This window comes from Streptomyces sp. LMG1-1-1.1 (genome assembly GCF_040815545.1).
GTDB lineage: Bacteria > Actinomycetota > Actinomycetes > Streptomycetales > Streptomycetaceae > Streptomyces.
In genome coordinates this window covers 127,150-142,753 of record NZ_JBFPNH010000065.1, presented here as the reverse complement: position 1 = coordinate 142,753, position 15,604 = coordinate 127,150, and the positions used below count along the sequence as shown (strand labels likewise).

Genomic DNA, 15,604 nt, shown 5'->3' with positions numbered 1-15,604 from the left:
CCTCAGCCCTTCAGTCCCATTCCAGGCCGCCGCGCCGCCACACGTACGCGTAGGCGACGAAGACGGTGAGCACGAAGAGCAGCATCTCCACGAGCCCGAAAAGCCCCAGGGCGTCGAAGGTGACGGCCCAGGGGTAGAGGAAGACGATCTCGATGTCGAAGACGATGAAGAGCATCGCCGTCAGGTAGTACTTGATCGGGAAGCGACCGCCTCCTGCGGGAGTGGGCGTCGGTTCGATGCCGCACTCGTACGCCTCAAGCTTTGCCCTGTTGTACCGCTTTGGCCCGATAAGCGTGGCCATGACCACGGAGAAGATCGCAAACCCCGCACCCAGGGCACCGAGCACGAGGACGGGCGCGTACGCATTCACGCTCCTCGCTCCTTCCAGTCGTCCTTGACCGTTGGACCGCACCGCCGGAGTGAAAGATCGCCCCCATGTGAGGCAGTTCACAAGCCCGGCTGCCCCGCATCTTATGCCTGCCCCTCTGTGATCTGCGACACGGGGTACACCAAGGACTTTGTGATCTCCACCACCTGACGAAGGATCATGAAGTCGGATGAGCGGTGATCTTGTCGCGCGAAGCGCCCAGGTGATCACCAGATGTGACATCCGGACCGGAAGCCGCTGCTCGGAGGGGGTGCGCACTATCAAGTGATGGCCCATGCAAGCAAATTGGTGGTGGACGCATCCGGGTGATAAAGGATGCGCCCATCGCCCGGTCGGGGGGTCCGGCGTACGGAGATGGACGCGTGCACGCGTTCACGAGTGAAGATGTGACCTGCACCACACTCCGAGGCCACGAAAAAAGCGGGGCTTGGCCATACGCGTCAAGAGGTGGTAAGCGTCGGGCAATTCGGGCGTTTCATTGAAAACCCTTGATCAAGGGCCGGATGAGCCTTGCCCGATTTGCCCGTTACGGCGTCAATAAGGGCGTCAGAGAAGCGGATTGGGTGGTTCCGAACGTAACTGTGGCGCAACCCACGTTTCTTGATGGGAACCACGAACCCCTGATAGCGGTTGTTCCCATGTCCCACACCGCTCACATACCCAGCCACCGGAAGCCCCGCCGCAGCGCCTCGAAGCTCGCCCTGCGGGCAGGAGTTGCCGGTGGCGTCCTCGGCACCATCGCGGTGGCCGGTGCTGCCGGGCCGGCGAATGCCGAGCCGGTGACCGAGACCATCGAAATGCCCACCCTGGGCTCGCTCGACTCCGGCTCCGGCCTCGCGAGCGCCGTCGCCGCCTCCGCCGAGGCGTCGCAGCAGGAGGCCCTCGACCAGAGCCTCCAGTCGCAGGAGAACCAGGCCCTGCAGAAGGCCGCCAAGGACGCCAAGAAGGCGAAGGCCGAGGCGGACCGCAAGGCCGAGGCCGAGCGCGCCGAGAAGGCCCGCGCCAAGGCCGAGCAGGAGCGCAAGGACGCCGCCGCCCGCGCCTCCCGCGACAGCGTGCGCACCCAGCTCACCAGCACGGGCGACGACTCGTCCGGCACCGGCTCGTCGACGGACGACGCCCCGACGCAGGCCCCCTCCGGCGCCGCCGCCGCGATCGTGGCCTTCGCCCGCGCCCAGGTCGGCGACGCCTACGTCACCGGCGGCACCGGCCCCAACTCGTGGGACTGCTCCGGCCTCGTCCAGGCCGCGTACCGCCAGGCCAACATCGACCTGCCCCGCATCTCGTACCAGCAGTCGAGCATGGGCACGTCCGTCTCCCTTAGCAACCTCCAGCCGGGCGACATCCTCTACTGGGGCAGCCGCAGCGGCTCGTACCACGTCGCCATCTACGTCGGCGGCGGCAAGTACGTCGGCGCGCAGAACTCCTCGACCGGTGTGGTCGAGCGCTCCCTGGACTGGGACATGCCCTCGGGCGCCGTCCGCCTCCTCTGATCGCTTCCGCATCCGCGCGACGAAGGGCCGTCACTCCTCGGGGGAGAGACGGCCCTTCGTCGTGTCCGGGGGCGGTCGGGGGAGGGCGTCTCGCGTGGAGCCCAACAGGCAGTGAAATCACGCCACATGCGGGCCACATGGTTTGGGTTCTCTGTCGCAAAGAGCCGTAGACCGGAATCTCTTCATGACGTGTACTTCTCAATCTCGGTCCTCGGCCCCGAAAGGCAACGGCATGCAGAGCACGGTCATCCGGCGCGCCATCGGCACGGCGGTCGCCCTCACCGCCCTCGGCGCCGGACTCGTGGCCGGCGGCGGAACCGCCGCCGCCGCGACCAAGGACGGCGAGCTGGAGTACCGCGAGTTCGGCCTCTTCTACAACTCGTCCCTGATGGGATCGGTCTTCGACCTGTACCTGGCGGACTCCAACCTCGCCGACGACCGCTTCCCCGGCTACGGCGCCGGCCAGGGGGAGGTCGTGGACAACAACGCCGCCTCGTACTTCAACCGCGACCGCGTCGTCTGGTACGTCTACACCGGCTCGTTCGCCGGCGGCATCGAGGGCAGCATCCCGGCGAACTACTACGGGAACGCCTCCACGACGTTCAAGAACCAGGTCTCCTCGGCGTACCACTACAAGGCCCGCTGACCCCATGCGCACCCGCATCCCGCACCCCGCGGCCGCCGCCCTCCTGCTGGGCGCGGCCCTCCTCACCGCCTGCGGCTCCGGCTCCGCCGACATCGGCGCCGGCCCGTCCGCCCCCGCCGCGCCGCCCCGGGCGACGGACGCGGCGCGGCTCGCGTACCCGCTGGACGGCTACAAGCCCACGGACGAGGAGAGCCGCGCCATCGAGCGGGCGCAGGCGCTGCTGACCGCCGACTGCATGAAGCGGTTCGGCTTCACGTACCGGCCGCCGGAGCAGCCGCGGCCCGTCCGCGCCGGCGCCGGCTCCCGCTACGGCCTCACCGACGCCGGGAACGCCTCCCGCCACGGCTACGCCCCGCGCGGCGGCGCCCAGGCGCCCGGAAAGGCCGCCGAGGACGACCTCGGCCCCGCCGGCGACCTCGCCCTGGGCGGGCCGCCGGTCAGGGGGCGGCTGCCGATGAGCCTCCCGGAGTCGGAGCGGACCGACAGCGGCAGGAAGGTCAACGGCCGGAAGGTGCCCGTCGGCGGCTGCGGCCGCGAGGGCTTCCTGCGGATGTACGCGCCCCGGGACGGCGCCGTCGACGCCCTGTTCGTCTTCCGGCTCGAGGCGGAGGCCTTCACGAAGGCCCGGCAGGACCCGCGCGTCGCCCGGGCCGTCGGGGAGTGGTCCCGCTGCATGGCGGAGCAGGGCTACCGGACCGACGACCCGGTCAGCCCCCAGGAGGACCTCGGGCTGGCCCAGGACGCGGCCGGCGGCCCCCGGGCCGTCGCCGCCGCCGTGCAGGACGTGGCCTGCAAGGAGCGCACCGGCCTCGTCGGCGTCTGGTACGCCGCCGAGGTCGGCTTCCAGAAACGGGCCGTCGAGCAGCACGCCGAGACCCTGACCCGGACGAGGTCCGAACTCGACGCCCGGATCAGGCTGGCGGCGGCGCGTAACGGCTGACGGAGCCCGGGGCCCGGGCGGCCAGGAGTGCGGGCCGCCAGAGGCTCAGGACCCGGACTCAGGCCCCGGGCTCAGGTCCCCAGGCTCAGGCCCCGTGCTCAGGCCCCAGGCTCAGGTCCCCGGGCTCAGGTCCCCGGGCTCGGGTCCCCGGGCTCGGGTCCCCGTGCTCAGGCCCCGGCCTCAGGCCTTCGGCGCGACCTTCGACAGGCCGTTGATGATGCGGTCCATGGCGTCGCCGCCCGTCGGGTCCGTGAGGTTCGCGAGCATCTTCAGCGTGAACTTCATGAGGAGCGGGTGGGTGAGGCCGTGCTGGGTCGCGATCTTCATGATCTTCGGGTTGCCGATGAGCTTCACGAAGGCGCGGCCGAGCGTGTAGTAGCCGCCGTAGGTGTCCTTGAGGACCTGGGGGTAGTTGCGCAGGGCCAGTTCGCGCTGGGCCGGGGTGGCGCGGGCGTGGGCCTGGACGATGACGTCCGCGGCGATCTGCCCGGACTCCATGGCGTACGCGATGCCCTCGCCGTTGAACGGGTTGACGAGGCCGCCGGCGTCGCCGACGAGCAGCAGGCCCTTGGTGTAGTGCGGCTGGCGGTTGAAGGCCATCGGCAGGGCGGCGCCGCGGATCGGCGTCGTCATGTTCTCCGGGGTGTAGCCCCACTCCTCCGGCATGGACGCGCACCAGGCCTTGAGGACCTCGCGCCAGTCCAGCTCCTTGAACGCGGAGGAGGAGTTGAGGATGCCGAGGCCGACGTTCGACGTGCCGTCGCCCATCGGGAAGATCCAGCCGTAGCCCGGCAGCAGCCGGTCCTGCGCGCCGCGCTTGTCCCACAGCTCCAGCCACGACTCCAGGTAGTCGTCGTCGTGCCGGGGGCTGGTGAAGTACGTGCGGACGGCGACGCCCATCGGGCGGTCCTCACGCCGGTGCAGGCCCATGGCCACGGAGAGCCGGGTGGAGTTGCCGTCGGCGGCGACGACGAGCGGCGCGTGGAAGGTGACCTCGCGCTTCTCCTCGCCGAGCTTGGCGTGCACGCCGGTGATCCGGCCCGTACGGTCGTCGATGATCGGCGCGCCGACGTTGCAGCGCTCGTACAGCCGCGCGCCGGCCTTCTGCGCCTGCCGGGCGAGCTGCTCGTCGAAGTCGTCGCGCTTGCGCACGAGTCCGTAGTCCGGGTACGAGGCGAGGTCCGGCCAGTCGAGCTCCAGGCGGACGCCGCCGCCGATGATCCGCAGGCCCCTGTTCCGCAGCCAGCCGGCCTCTTCGGAGATGTCGATGCCCATCGCGACGAGCTGCTTGGTGGCGCGCGGGGTGAGCCCGTCGCCGCAGACCTTCTCGCGCGGGAACGCGGTCTTCTCCAGGAGCAGGACGTCGAGCCCCGCCTTGGCCAGGTAGTACGCGGTGGTGGAGCCGGCCGGGCCCGCCCCGACGACGATCACATCTGCGCTGTGCTCGGAGAGGGGCTGCTCGGTCACGGCGGGGTCTCCCGAAGATTCGACGATGAGGACGTATCGCAGTCTATGGCGGGCGGACTCGGCCGAAACGGAGGGTCGGCCACCCGCCCGCCGACCCGGTGCGCGTCCCCGCGGCCCGGCCGCGGACGGCGCTCCGTCAGGCGGCCTTGAAGCCCCGGTGGAGCGCGACGATCCCGCCGGACAGGTTCCGCCAGGCCACCTTCGACCAGCCGGCCTTCTGGAGCATGGCCGCCAGCGTCGGCTGGTCGGGCCACGAGCGGATCGACTCGGCGAGGTAGACGTAGGCGTCGGGGTTCGAGGAGATCGCGCGGGCCACCGGCGGCAGCGCGCGCATCAGGTACTCCTCGTAGACCGTGCGGAACGGCGCCCAGGTGGCGTGCGAGAACTCGCTGATGACGACCCGGCCGCCGGGCTTCGTCACCCGGTACATCTCGCGCAGCGCCTGTTCGGTGTCCTGGATGTTGCGCAGCCCGAAGGAGATCGTCACCGCGTCGAAGACGTCGTCGCGGAAGGGCAGCTTCGTGCCGTCGCCCGCCGTGAACGGCATCCACGGGTGGTTCTTCTTGCCGACCCGGAGCATGCCGAGGGAGAAGTCGCACGGCACGACGTAGGCGCCGGCGCGGGCGAACGGCTGCGAGGAGGTGGCCGTACCCGCCGCCAGGTCGAGGATCCGCTGCGCCGGGCGCGCGTCGACCGCCTTCGCGACCTCCTTGCGCCAGCGGCGGTCCTGCCCGAGGGAGAGCACGTCGTTCGTGAGGTCGTAGTTCGCCGCCACGTCGTCGAACATGGTGGCGACTTCGTGCGGCTGCTTGTCCAGGGTGGCGCGGGTCACTGGCGTTCGGCCTCGCAGAATCGGGGGTGACGGGCGGGCGGGTTCATTGTCGCAGCGGGCGGGCCGGAAACCGGTCAGCGGGCCCGGTGGACGAGCCGGCCGCCGAGGACGGTGGCGACACACGTCGACGCGCCGAGACGGACCAGCGCCGCCCGGTCGGGCACGTCGAAGACGGCGAAGCGGGCCGGGGCTCCCGGGATCAGGCCGGGCAGCAGGATCAGCGGCACCGGCGAGAAGGACGGGAGGCCCGGGACCTTCTCCGGGCGGCGGCCGACGGCCAGACCGGCCCGGCGCACCGCGTCCACGGCGGCCCGGTCGCGCAGTTCGCCGGCGACCGCGACCGTCCCGTGGGCGAGCAGCCGCTGCACGCCCCGGCGCGCGGACGCGCCGCGCCGCGAGGCGTCCATGCGGAAGATCCGCTGCGCCCGCTCCCCCGTGATCGGCTCGGTGCCGAACCCCTCGGCCTCCCGCGGGTCCGGGTGGTACATGCCTTCGAGCAGTTCGGGCGCGAACGGGTTGAGCAGCCCCGGGGTGAGGATGCCGGGCCACCGCCGCACCCGCGCCTCGGGCCGCACGGCGACCAGGTCGTCGATGGGGCCGACGGCGGCGACGCGGTCGCCGTCGACCAGGATCGCGGTCTCGGGCGTCGCCTCGGCGACGTGGATGGTCAGCACGACGGCCTCAGTTCGCGTCCAGGAGCTTCAGCTCGGGGTGGGCCGTGCCGCCCTCGATCGCGGTGGACGAGATGTGCGAGGCGACGCGCTCGTCGACCGGGTCGTTCGCCGGGTCGTCGTGGACGACGATGTGCTCGTACGTCGTGGTGCGCTGCGCCGGGACGCGGTCCGCGGTGCGGATCATGTCGATCATCTCGCGCAGGTTGGAGCGGTGCTTGGCGCCGGCGGAGGAGACGACGTTCTCCTCCAGCATGATCGAGCCGAGGTCGTCCGCGCCGTAGTGCAGCGTCAGCTGGCCGATCTCCTTGCCCGTGGTGAGCCACGAGCCCTGGATGTGGGCGACGTTGTCGAGGAAGAGCCGCGCGATCGAGATCATCCGCAGGTACTCGAGGAGCGTGGCCTGCGTGCGGCCCTTCAGGTGGTTGTTCTCGGGCTGGTACGTGTACGGGATGAAGGCCCGGAAGCCGCCCGTCCGGTCCTGTACGTCACGGATCATGCGGAGGTGCTCGATCCGCTCGGCGTTGGTCTCGCCGGTGCCCATCAGCATGGTGGAGGTGGACTCCACGCCCAGCTTGTGGGCGATCTCCATGATCTCCAGCCAGCGCTCGCCGCTCTCCTTCAGCGGGGCGATGGCCTTGCGCGGCCGCTCCGGGAGCAGCTCGGCGCCGGCACCCGCGAAGGAGTCGAGACCGGCCGCGTGGATGCGGGTGATCGCCTCCTCCACGGAGACGCCGGAGATGCGGGCCATGTGCTCGACCTCGGAGGCGCCGAGGGAGTGGATGACCAGCTGCGGGAAGTCCTTCTTGATGGCCGCGAAGTGCTTCTCGTAGTACTCGACGCCGTAGTCCGGGTGGTGGCCGCCCTGGAACATGATCTGGGTGCCGCCGAGCTCCACGGTCTCCGCGCAGCGGCGCAGGATGTCGTCGAGGTCGCGGGTCCAGCCCTTCTTGGTGTCCTTCGGCGCGGCGTAGAAGGCGCAGAACTTGCACGCCGTCACACAGACGTTCGTGTAGTTGATGTTCCGCTCGATGATGTACGTCGCGATGTGCTCGGTCCCCGCGTACCGGCGCCGGCGCACGGCGTCGGCGGCGGCGCCCAGCGCGTGCAGCGGCGCGGAGCGGTAGAGGTCGAGCGCCTCCTCGGGGGTGATCCGGCCACCCGCGGCGGCGCGGTCGAGAACGGACTGGAGTTCGGCCTTCTCGGTCACCGGGTGCGTCCCTTTCGGAGGGGTTCTGATCGACCGAACCAGCCTACGCCAGCGCTCTTCGCCGCTTCAGCAGGGTGCCGCGCGAGCTTCCGCACCGGGGCAACCCCCCGGGCACCGGACCCCTCTCTCCCTTCGGAATCACCCGATCCGCCCCGTAAGGAACCGGAGTCGCACCATGGCACGCCCGTCGTCCCGGAGGTCCCTCGCGGTCGCCCTCGCGCTCGCCGCGCCGCTCGCCCTGCTGGGGGTCCGCGACGGCGGCGGGGGTGAGCCGCTCGTCTTCGGCGGCCCGCTCTCGGGGCCGAGGGCGGCGCCGGGGCAGCCCGTCACCGTGTATCCGACGGGCCCTCCGGCGCGGTTCACCGTCGCGGGGTCGGTGGACGACGGCACGCGCATCGGGGTCACGACGCTGACGGGCCGGAAGTCCGGATTCACGGGCAAGGTGTGGGTGTGGGCGCCGCCGCAGTATTTCGACCCCCGGTACGCGCACAGCGGCTTCCCCGTCCTCGTGGCGCTCCCGGGCGGGCACGGATATCCGGGGAATTACTGGCGGGGGACGGATCTCGGGCTCCAGGCGGGCATCTCCCGGTGGTCCCGGGCGGGAAAGAGCCTTCCGTTCATCGTCGCGATGCCCGTGCTCAATCCGGACTTCGACCACTACTACGACGGCAGCGATATTCCGGGCCGGCCGCGCATGGGGACCTGGGTCGCGGAGGACGTGCCGGATTTCGTCCGGGCGAATTTCCGGACGTTCGCGTCGCGCGACGGCTGGGCGTTCATGGGGTCGTCGTCGGGCGGCTTCGTGGGCCTCAAGTCGGTGCTCCAGCACCCGGACCGCTTCAAGGCCGTCATCGCGTCGGGGCCCGACACCGTCCCGGACTCCCCGCTGTGGCGGGGGCACGAGCGCGAGCGCCGGGCGAACGACCCCGGACGCCTCGCGGCGGCCCTGGGCCGCCGGCCGGACCTCCCCCGCAACGTCGTGTACCTGGCCTTCCAGCTCGGCTCGGGGGAGACCGGCATCGGGCCGAAGGTGAAGCGGTTCATCCGTACGTACACCAAGGGCCCGGTCAAGAGCAGGCTCCAGGTCATACCGGGCGGCGGGCACAACGCCCGTACCTACATGAGGGGACTGGAGGCCGGCTCGATCGAGTGGATCAGCAGGCACCTCCAGCCCCCGGTGCCGGACCGGGGCACGACGTGGCGGGGCTCCGCGTAGGCGGTGCCCCGGTCCGCCGCTACCGGTGGGCGGGCGGCAGCAGTTCGACGGTGACGTCCGCCGGGTAGCCGGTGGTGGCGCCGGTCCTGCGGGCGAACTCGCGTACCCCGGCGAGCTGCTCGGGGCCGAAGCGGAAGTCGAGCGTCCGGAAGTACCGCTCCAGGAGTTCGGCGTCGAAGGTCTCCCAGCGGGCGGCCTGCTCGGCGACCTTGGCGACCTCTTCGAGGGAGAGGTCGCGGGAGGCCAGGAACGCCTGGTGGACGTCGTGGACGGTCTCCGGCTCGCGCGCGAGGAAGTCCTTGCGGGCCGCCCACACGGCGAAGACGAACGGCAGGCCCGTCCACTCCTTCCACATGAGGCCGAGGTCGTGGACCTGCAGACCGAGCCGGGGCGCGTCGTGCAGCGAGGCCCGGAGGGCCGCGTCGCCGATCAGGACGGCCGCCTCCGCCTCCTGCATCATCAGGCCGAGGTCCGGCGGGCAGGTGTAGTAGGAGGGCGTGACGCCGTACCGCTCGGACAGCAGCAGCTGGGCGAGGCGTACGGAGGTGCGCGAGGTGGAGCCGAGCGCCACGCGCGCGCCGTCCAGATCCTCCAGGGGGAGCTGGGACACGATCACGCAGGACATGACCGGGCCGTCGCAGCCGACGGCGATGTCCGGGAGGGCGACGAGGTCCTCCGCGTTCCTGAGGTACTCGACGAGGGTGATGGGCCCGATGTCGAGATCGCCCCGGACCAGCCGCTCGCTGAGCTTCTCCGGGGTGTCCTTCGTCAGCTCCAGGTCGAGGAGCGTGCCGGTCCGCGCGAGCCCCCAGTACAGGGGGAGGCAGTTCAGGAACTGGATGTGTCCGACGCGGGGCCGGCTGCGCTGGTGGTCGTCGGTTGCTTTGTCCACATCGTGAGGCTAGACCCGTCTCGTACCGTGGGCATCGCCGGGGCTCCGCGGGGGTGCTCCCGGAGGTGTGTGCGTCAGCACGCGGAAGAAGATCAAACATGTGGGTGAAGTGATCTTTCCCTCTACCGCGTCGAGCGTCCTGCGTGCTACGCTCAACGCAAGTTGCAGTTTGGTTTCCCTTGCAGTACAGAGCCTGCGGAGCATGTGACCCGCAGGCTTTTGTAGTTTTCAGACTTGTTTGCAGGTTCTGGAGCAGGGCGACCCTTTGGCCCATAGGAGGGCTCATGGCTACCGGAACCGTGAAGTGGTTCAACGCTGAAAAGGGCTTCGGCTTCATCGCCCAGGACGGCGGCGGCCCGGATGTCTTCGTCCACTACTCCGCGATCAACGCGAACGGCTTCCGTTCGCTCGAGGAGAACCAGCTCGTGACCTTCGACGTCACGCAGGGCCCGAAGGGCCCGCAGGCGGAGAACGTCTCCCCGGCCTAAGGTGCCTGGGTCGGCGAGCACGCACGACTAGAGCAGTACCCAAGGAGCCCCGCTCCGTGTCTCGGCACGAGCGGGGCTCCTGCCTTTCCCCACCCCGGTAGGGGGCGGGGTCAGCAGTTCGGGATCACGGTCCCGTTGTTGTCGCGGGCCTCGTCGTTGCCCCAGCGCGACAGGTAGTAGGCGGAGACGTACGCTCCGTATCCGTTCTTCCCGGCGTAGACGGTGTCGAGGTCCGTCCTGAGCCACCAGTGGTTGTAGTTGCCGGAGCCGTCCCGGATCTCCTGGCCCCAGACCTTGCAGTAGACGTAGTTCGTCCCCGCGTTCAGCACGCCCTGCGGGGCGTTGGTGTTCGCCTGGGCGTAGCCGGTGGCGTTGGCGAACGTGTCCACCCAGTACTTGCCGCCCCCGCCGCCCGAGCAGCCGTTGTCGCTGGTCAGGTACTTGGAGCCGTACGAGCCCGGGTAGGGGGCGAGGGAGGCGCCGTTGATCGCGATCGGCTGCCCGACGCCGTTGTAGAGCTGCTCGTAGTGGATGTGGGCGCCGGAGCTGTTGCCCGTGGTGCCGGTGGTGCCGATCTGCTGCCCCTGGTTGACCCAGGCGCCGTCGGCGACCGCATAGGCGTTCAGGTGGAAGTAGTACGTCTTCCAGCCGCCGCCGTGGTCGACCACGACGTAGTTCCCGGCGCCGCTCGGCTGTGAGTAGCGGTAGGCCGTGCCGGACGCCGACGCGAGCACCGGCGTGCCGGCCGTCGTACCGCCGTCGGAGCGGATGAAGTCCAGCGCCTGGCGCACCTCCGCCGAGTGATGGCTGTACGTCCAGGTCTGGCCGCACGGGAACGGCGCCTTGAACAGCGGCGCCGCCTGCGCGGGCGTCGCGGTGACGAGTGCGGTGAGCAGCCCCGCGACGAGCGCGAGGAGGGTGCCCAGCGGGGTGCCGAGGCGGGCCCCGCGGCGGGCGCGACGAGCGGTGCGGTGAGGGGGGTGGTGAGGGGTGTGGTGAGGGGTGTGGTGAGGGGTGTGGCGAGAGGCTCCGAGGGAGACGATCCGTGCACGCATACGTCCTCCGGTGAGGGGTGGGGGCGAGACGGGACAAGGGTCGACGCGCGTTGAACGCACCACAGCGTGCCGGAAGATCGCGAGCCGCAGAAGCCCGCGAAGACCACACTCGTACCACCCCGGTTACGTAGGCTGAACACATGACCGAACGGAAACCGCCCGGCGTCGACTTCGAATCGTTCGTGGACCGGCAGATCCGCGAGGCCGCCGAGCGCGGCGAGTTCCGGAGCCTCTCCGGCTTCGGCAAACCCCTCCCCGACGACTCCGCCCCCTACGACGAACTGTGGTGGATCAAGGGCAAGATGCACCGCGAGGGCGCGTCCGTCCTCCCGCCCTCCCTCACCCTCCGCAAGGAAGCCGAGGACGCGGAGGCCGCCGTCGCCGCCGCCGTGTCCGAACGCCAGGTCCGCCGCATCCTCGGCGACATCAACACCAAAATCGCCGAGGCCCTCCGCCGCCCGCCGGCCGGCCCGCCCCTGAACCTGACCCTCTTCGACGTCGACGCGGCGGTCGAGCGGTGGCGGCGGGACCGGGCTTAGGGCTCTATGGAGGGGGCCGGGCCCCTGGAGAGGGCCGGCTCGCGGGGCCTCCGCCGAGGTCCCCCGCCCGGACGGCCTCCACCCAGAGGAGCCCCCATGAACAGCGCCGCCCTGCTGGTCGACTCCTTCGGCCGGATCCGCGAGGTCGTCCACGAGGCCGTGGACGGCCTCACGGACGAGCAGCTCACCGCGCGCGTCGACCCCGACGCCAACACGATCGCCTGGCTCGTCTGGCACCTCACCCGCGTCCAGGACGACCACCTCTCCGACGCCTTCGCCACCGACCAGCTCTGGACCTCCGACGGCTGGTCCACCCGCTTCGGCCTGCCCTTCCCCCCGCTCGCCACCGGCTACGGCCAGAGCACCGCCCAGGTCGCCCAGGTCCGCGCCCCCGCCGACCTCCTCCTCGGCTACCACGACGCCGTCCACGCCCGCACCGCCGACCTGGTCTCCTCCGTCACCAACGCCGACCTCGCCCGCGTCGTCGACACCGCCTGGGACCCCCCTGTCACCCTCGGCGTCCGCCTCGTCTCCGTCATCGCCGACGACCTCCAGCACGCCGGCCAGGCCGCGTACGTGCGGGGAGTGGTGGAGCGGCGCGGCTGACCCCGCGCCCGGCGTCTCCGTACAACCCCTTCGGCTGATCAAGAGTCTGACGATGCGATACGCACACGTGTGCGTATCGCATCGTCTGTTGAAGGGACCACCTTGCCCTCCGCACGCCCTGCCATACGCCTCTCCCGCCGCCGTCTCGTCGCCGCCGCGACCGCCGTCCTCGCCATTACCGCCGGCGCCCCGGCCGCCGCCCCGGCCGCCTTCGCCGCCACCCCGGCCCTCGCCGCCTTCGCCACCGGCGTCACGGAGGCCGCCACCCCGGTCCCGTTCCCGACCGACGCGAAGGTCGTGGGCGCCGGGACCACCGGTTTCCTGTCGCAGGGGCCCAACGACCAGTACGGCGATCAGCAGCTGCGCTGGACTCCGTACGACGGCAGCGCGCCGACCGACTTCACGTCGGCGAACGCCGGCTTCGACACCACGGGGACCGACATCTTCGTGCGCGGGGACATGTCCCCGGCGCGGCAGTTCCGTTCGGTGACGCTGAGGGACCTCGGGAACCCCGGGGCCGGCTCCGTCTCGTTCGACCTGGGCTCGCTGCGGGCCACGTACGTCAAGGCGGTCGGGCCGAGGACGGTCCTCGCCAAGAGGACGACGGATCTCGGCACGGAGCAGCTGCTGATCGTCACCGACGAGAACGGGACCAAGCACGAGCGCGTCGTCGCCGGACTGCCCGGCACCGCGCACAGCCTCTTCACCAACGCGCCCGCCGTCGACGGCAAGGTGATCGTCGGCTACGCCGCCGGCACCTTCGACGAGCCCACGGCCGCGCGGGCCGTCGTCGACCTGGAGACCGGCGCGGTCGTGGAGACGTACCCCGCCGCCACGGTCGGCTACCTGAGCAGCGCTCTCGCCCTGTCGACCGGCCATGTCGCCTGGATGGATTCCGGCCCGGACGGGACCGCCATCGTCACCGTCAACCGCGCGACGAAGAAGGCCAACCGGATCTCCGTGAACGCGGCCGACGGGTACCACCTCGGCCTGGTGAAGAACTGGCTGGTGTACGGCGTGCCCAGCACGCTCACCGAGCCCGGGAAATTCCCCGACACGCAGCTGACGGCCCTCGACCTGGCGGCCGCGGAAGCCACCGATCCGGCTCCCGTCAACGACCCCGTCCAGCTGACGGACTACGCCTCCTCCACGGCCGCCGCGGCCGACGGCACCCTCCTCGTGCGCGGCGGCACCGTCGACAAGGGCGAGGGCCTCTACCGGGTCTCGCCGGGCACGAGCCAGGAGCCCACCGTCGAGCTCGTCGCCACGACGAACCAGCCGACCGCGCTCACCTACCTCGGCGCGCAGGTCCCGGCCACCATCGACTTCGACCTCACGCGCCAGGTCGACCTGAAGTGGCAGCTCTCGCGAGGCAACGCCGACGTCACGATCACCCTCACCCACCAGCGCACCGGCCGGACGTACACCCGCAAGCCGGCCGTCGACCCCGGCACCGAGGGAACGTTCGGCATGCGCTGGACGGGAGTCTTCGACCACCCGGTGGCGGAGGCCCCGAAGTCCGCCTACAACGGCGACTACACCTGGTCCCTCCAGGCGAAGCCGCAGAACGGCATCGGCCCCGACGTCTCCCGGTCCGGCGCCTTCAAGGTCGTCCGCACCGCCAAGTCCCACGACTTCGACGACAACGGCTCGCCCGACCTCTTCACCCGGGACGGCTCCGGCATCCTGCGCCGTATCGACACCACCTACGACCCCGGCACCAAGCGCCTCCTCGCGGCGGGTCAGCCGGTCGTCGTCGGCACCGGCTGGCAGGTGTACGACCGGATCGAGTCCGTCGGCAACGTGGCGGGCACGTCCGTCCCCGACGTCCTCGCCCGGGAGAAGAACGGCAACCTCTGGCTCTACCAGGGCAAGGGCGACGGCGGCTTCGCCCCGCGGGCGCAGATCGGCACCGGCTGGCAGGTCTACAGCCACATCGTCGGCGGCTCCGACCTCACCAACGACGGCAAGGCGGACGTCCTCGCCACGGACACCACCGGCGGCCTCTGGCTCTACCCCGGCACCGGCAACACCAACACCCCCCTCGGCGCCCGCAAGAAGATCGGCACCGGCTGGGGCATCTACAACCACATCGCCGCCACCGGCGACATCGGCGGCACGGCAGCCGGCGACCTCATCGCCTCGGACACCGCCGGCGCCCTCTGGCTGTACCCCGGCAAGGGCGACGGCACCCTCGCCCCCCGCACGCAGATCGGCACCGGCTGGCAGTCGCAGGGCGAACTGGTCCCCCTCGGCGACGCCAACCAGGACGGACGCAACGACCTCTTCACGTTCCGCTCCGGCTTCTACGCCGGTACGGGCAACCTGAACGCCCCCCTGGCGCCGAACACCGGCACCGAGGTCCTGAGCAACACCGGCGTGAACACCATCGTCTTCTGACCCGAGGGTCTCCCGACGTCCGGGGGCGCCTCGTCATCGACGGCGCCCCCTCCCTCCCCCGCTCCTCCCCACCCTCGGACGGCGCCACGACCGTGTTCCCCACCCGCATCGGCGTGGCTCGCCGAGAACGAGGGCCTCTACCGCGTCGCCGTCGGCGAGAGCGGCAAGCCGGAGACGACACTCCTCGCGACCACCGGCGAGCCGACCGCCACCCCGGCACCGGCGACTGGCTCCGGCCGTTCGGCCCCGACCCGCGAGCTCGACGAACGGCTGGGCAACAGTGCGGACGTCACGTTCTGACGGTCGCCCACACCGTCTTCCCGACACACCGCCCCCTCACCCCCCACGCGGTGGCGAGGGCGGCCACGAGCAGCAGCCCGTAGCCGCCCTCGTCGGGTTCCGGGCGCGGCTGCGGCCGCCGCTCGCCCCGCGCGTCGGACAGCTCGATGTGTACGTGGTCCTCGCCGCGTTCCATCCGCACCTCGAAGTCCCTCCCCGGCACCCTGCCGTGGAGGGCCGCGTTGTTGGCGAGCTCGGCGACCACCAGTTCCGCCGCCTCGGCGGCCGGCCCGGTCACCCCCCACTCACGCAACTGCTGCACGGCCAGTAACCGCGCCAATCGCGCGCCCCGGCGCGTCGCAGAGAGCCGGAGCGCGAACTCACCGGTTGGGGTGGAGGTTTCGGATTTCATGCCCCCGACCCTGGCCCCCCAGCCGTACGCTGACCAGCAGCGACGCGACGACGCTGGGTAACTGTACGGG

16 protein-coding genes are annotated in these 15,604 nt (G+C 71.1%); 8 read left to right on the top strand and 8 right to left on the bottom strand.

The genetic code is table 11. The features are described 5' to 3' along the window. Positions 1-10: 10 nt before the first annotated feature. The gene (locus MRBLMG1_RS31735; RefSeq protein ID WP_019888619.1) at positions 11-370 is read right to left on the bottom strand and encodes an NADH-quinone oxidoreductase subunit A; all 360 of its coding nucleotides are present in this window, start codon (positions 368-370) and stop codon (positions 11-13) included. A gap of 656 nt (positions 371-1,026) precedes the next feature. Between MRBLMG1_RS31735 and MRBLMG1_RS31730 the strand changes: the two genes are divergently transcribed. The 3 genes from MRBLMG1_RS31730 to MRBLMG1_RS31720 all read left to right on the top strand — a co-directional run bounded on the left by MRBLMG1_RS31730 (position 1,027) and on the right by MRBLMG1_RS31720 (position 3,467). Further along, positions 1,027-1,881, top strand: a complete 855-nt coding sequence (locus tag MRBLMG1_RS31730) for a C40 family peptidase (protein ID WP_367827616.1) — start codon at positions 1,027-1,029, stop codon at positions 1,879-1,881. 232 nt (positions 1,882-2,113) lie between these two features. After that, positions 2,114-2,527 carry a hypothetical protein gene (locus MRBLMG1_RS31725; RefSeq protein WP_367827615.1) on the top strand — a complete coding sequence of 138 codons (414 nt, stop codon included), beginning with the start codon at positions 2,114-2,116 and terminating at the stop codon, positions 2,525-2,527. Between the two features lie 4 nt (positions 2,528-2,531). Continuing rightward, positions 2,532-3,467: a hypothetical protein gene (locus MRBLMG1_RS31720; RefSeq protein WP_367827614.1), complete on the top strand. Its 936-nt coding sequence runs from the start codon at positions 2,532-2,534 to the stop codon at positions 3,465-3,467. 180 nt (positions 3,468-3,647) lie between these two features. Here MRBLMG1_RS31720 and MRBLMG1_RS31715 read toward each other — a convergent pair whose 3' ends face one another. From MRBLMG1_RS31715 to mqnC, 4 genes are all read right to left on the bottom strand, one after another. Continuing rightward, a complete protein-coding gene (locus MRBLMG1_RS31715; protein ID WP_367827613.1) occupies positions 3,648-4,934 on the bottom strand; it encodes a geranylgeranyl reductase family protein in 1,287 nt (428 codons plus the stop codon). Positions 4,935-5,070: 136 nt separating this feature from the next. Continuing rightward, positions 5,071-5,766: a demethylmenaquinone methyltransferase gene (locus MRBLMG1_RS31710; RefSeq protein ID WP_367827612.1), complete on the bottom strand. Its 696-nt coding sequence runs from the start codon at positions 5,764-5,766 to the stop codon at positions 5,071-5,073. A 74-nt stretch (positions 5,767-5,840) separates the two neighbouring features. Then, complete coding sequence (locus MRBLMG1_RS31705) at positions 5,841-6,440, bottom strand: hypothetical protein (protein ID WP_367827611.1); 600 nt, start codon at positions 6,438-6,440, stop codon at positions 5,841-5,843. Between the two features lie 7 nt (positions 6,441-6,447). Further along, positions 6,448-7,647 carry a cyclic dehypoxanthinyl futalosine synthase gene (gene mqnC, locus MRBLMG1_RS31700; protein WP_367827610.1) on the bottom strand — a complete coding sequence of 400 codons (1,200 nt, stop codon included), beginning with the start codon at positions 7,645-7,647 and terminating at the stop codon, positions 6,448-6,450. A gap of 175 nt (positions 7,648-7,822) precedes the next feature. Here mqnC and MRBLMG1_RS31695 point away from each other — a divergent pair, with 175 nt between their 5' ends. Next, positions 7,823-8,863: an alpha/beta hydrolase gene (locus tag MRBLMG1_RS31695; RefSeq protein WP_367827609.1), complete on the top strand. Its 1,041-nt coding sequence runs from the start codon at positions 7,823-7,825 to the stop codon at positions 8,861-8,863. A gap of 19 nt (positions 8,864-8,882) precedes the next feature. Here the strand turns inward: MRBLMG1_RS31695 and MRBLMG1_RS31690 are convergent, their stop codons facing one another. Next, positions 8,883-9,755: a menaquinone biosynthetic enzyme MqnA/MqnD family protein gene (locus MRBLMG1_RS31690; protein WP_367827608.1), complete on the bottom strand. Its 873-nt coding sequence runs from the start codon at positions 9,753-9,755 to the stop codon at positions 8,883-8,885. Between the two features lie 284 nt (positions 9,756-10,039). Between MRBLMG1_RS31690 and MRBLMG1_RS31685 the strand changes: the two genes are divergently transcribed. Then, positions 10,040-10,243, top strand: a complete 204-nt coding sequence (locus tag MRBLMG1_RS31685) for a cold-shock protein (RefSeq protein ID WP_015035453.1) — start codon at positions 10,040-10,042, stop codon at positions 10,241-10,243. Between the two features lie 110 nt (positions 10,244-10,353). Here MRBLMG1_RS31685 and MRBLMG1_RS31680 read toward each other — a convergent pair whose 3' ends face one another. Further along, entirely contained in the window at positions 10,354-11,298 is a 945-nt protein-coding gene (locus MRBLMG1_RS31680; RefSeq protein WP_367827607.1) for a M23 family metallopeptidase, read from the bottom strand. A gap of 140 nt (positions 11,299-11,438) precedes the next feature. Here MRBLMG1_RS31680 and MRBLMG1_RS31675 point away from each other — a divergent pair, with 140 nt between their 5' ends. The 3 genes from MRBLMG1_RS31675 (at position 11,439) to MRBLMG1_RS31665 (ending at position 14,843) form a co-directional block, all read left to right on the top strand. Beyond that, the gene (locus tag MRBLMG1_RS31675; protein WP_367827606.1) at positions 11,439-11,837 is read left to right on the top strand and encodes a DUF1992 domain-containing protein; all 399 of its coding nucleotides are present in this window, start codon (positions 11,439-11,441) and stop codon (positions 11,835-11,837) included. A gap of 96 nt (positions 11,838-11,933) precedes the next feature. Beyond that, positions 11,934-12,443, top strand: coding sequence for a mycothiol transferase (locus MRBLMG1_RS31670; RefSeq protein WP_367827605.1), 510 nt, complete (start codon positions 11,934-11,936; stop codon positions 12,441-12,443). Between the two features lie 102 nt (positions 12,444-12,545). After that, positions 12,546-14,843, top strand: a complete 2,298-nt coding sequence (locus MRBLMG1_RS31665; protein ID WP_367827604.1) for an FG-GAP repeat domain-containing protein — start codon at positions 12,546-12,548, stop codon at positions 14,841-14,843. Positions 14,844-15,132: 289 nt separating this feature from the next. On the opposite strand, the gene MRBLMG1_RS31660 is transcribed toward MRBLMG1_RS31665, so the two are convergent. Further along, positions 15,133-15,534 carry an ATP-binding protein gene (locus MRBLMG1_RS31660; RefSeq protein ID WP_367827603.1) on the bottom strand — a complete coding sequence of 134 codons (402 nt, stop codon included), beginning with the start codon at positions 15,532-15,534 and terminating at the stop codon, positions 15,133-15,135. Positions 15,535-15,604: the final 70 nt, after the last annotated feature.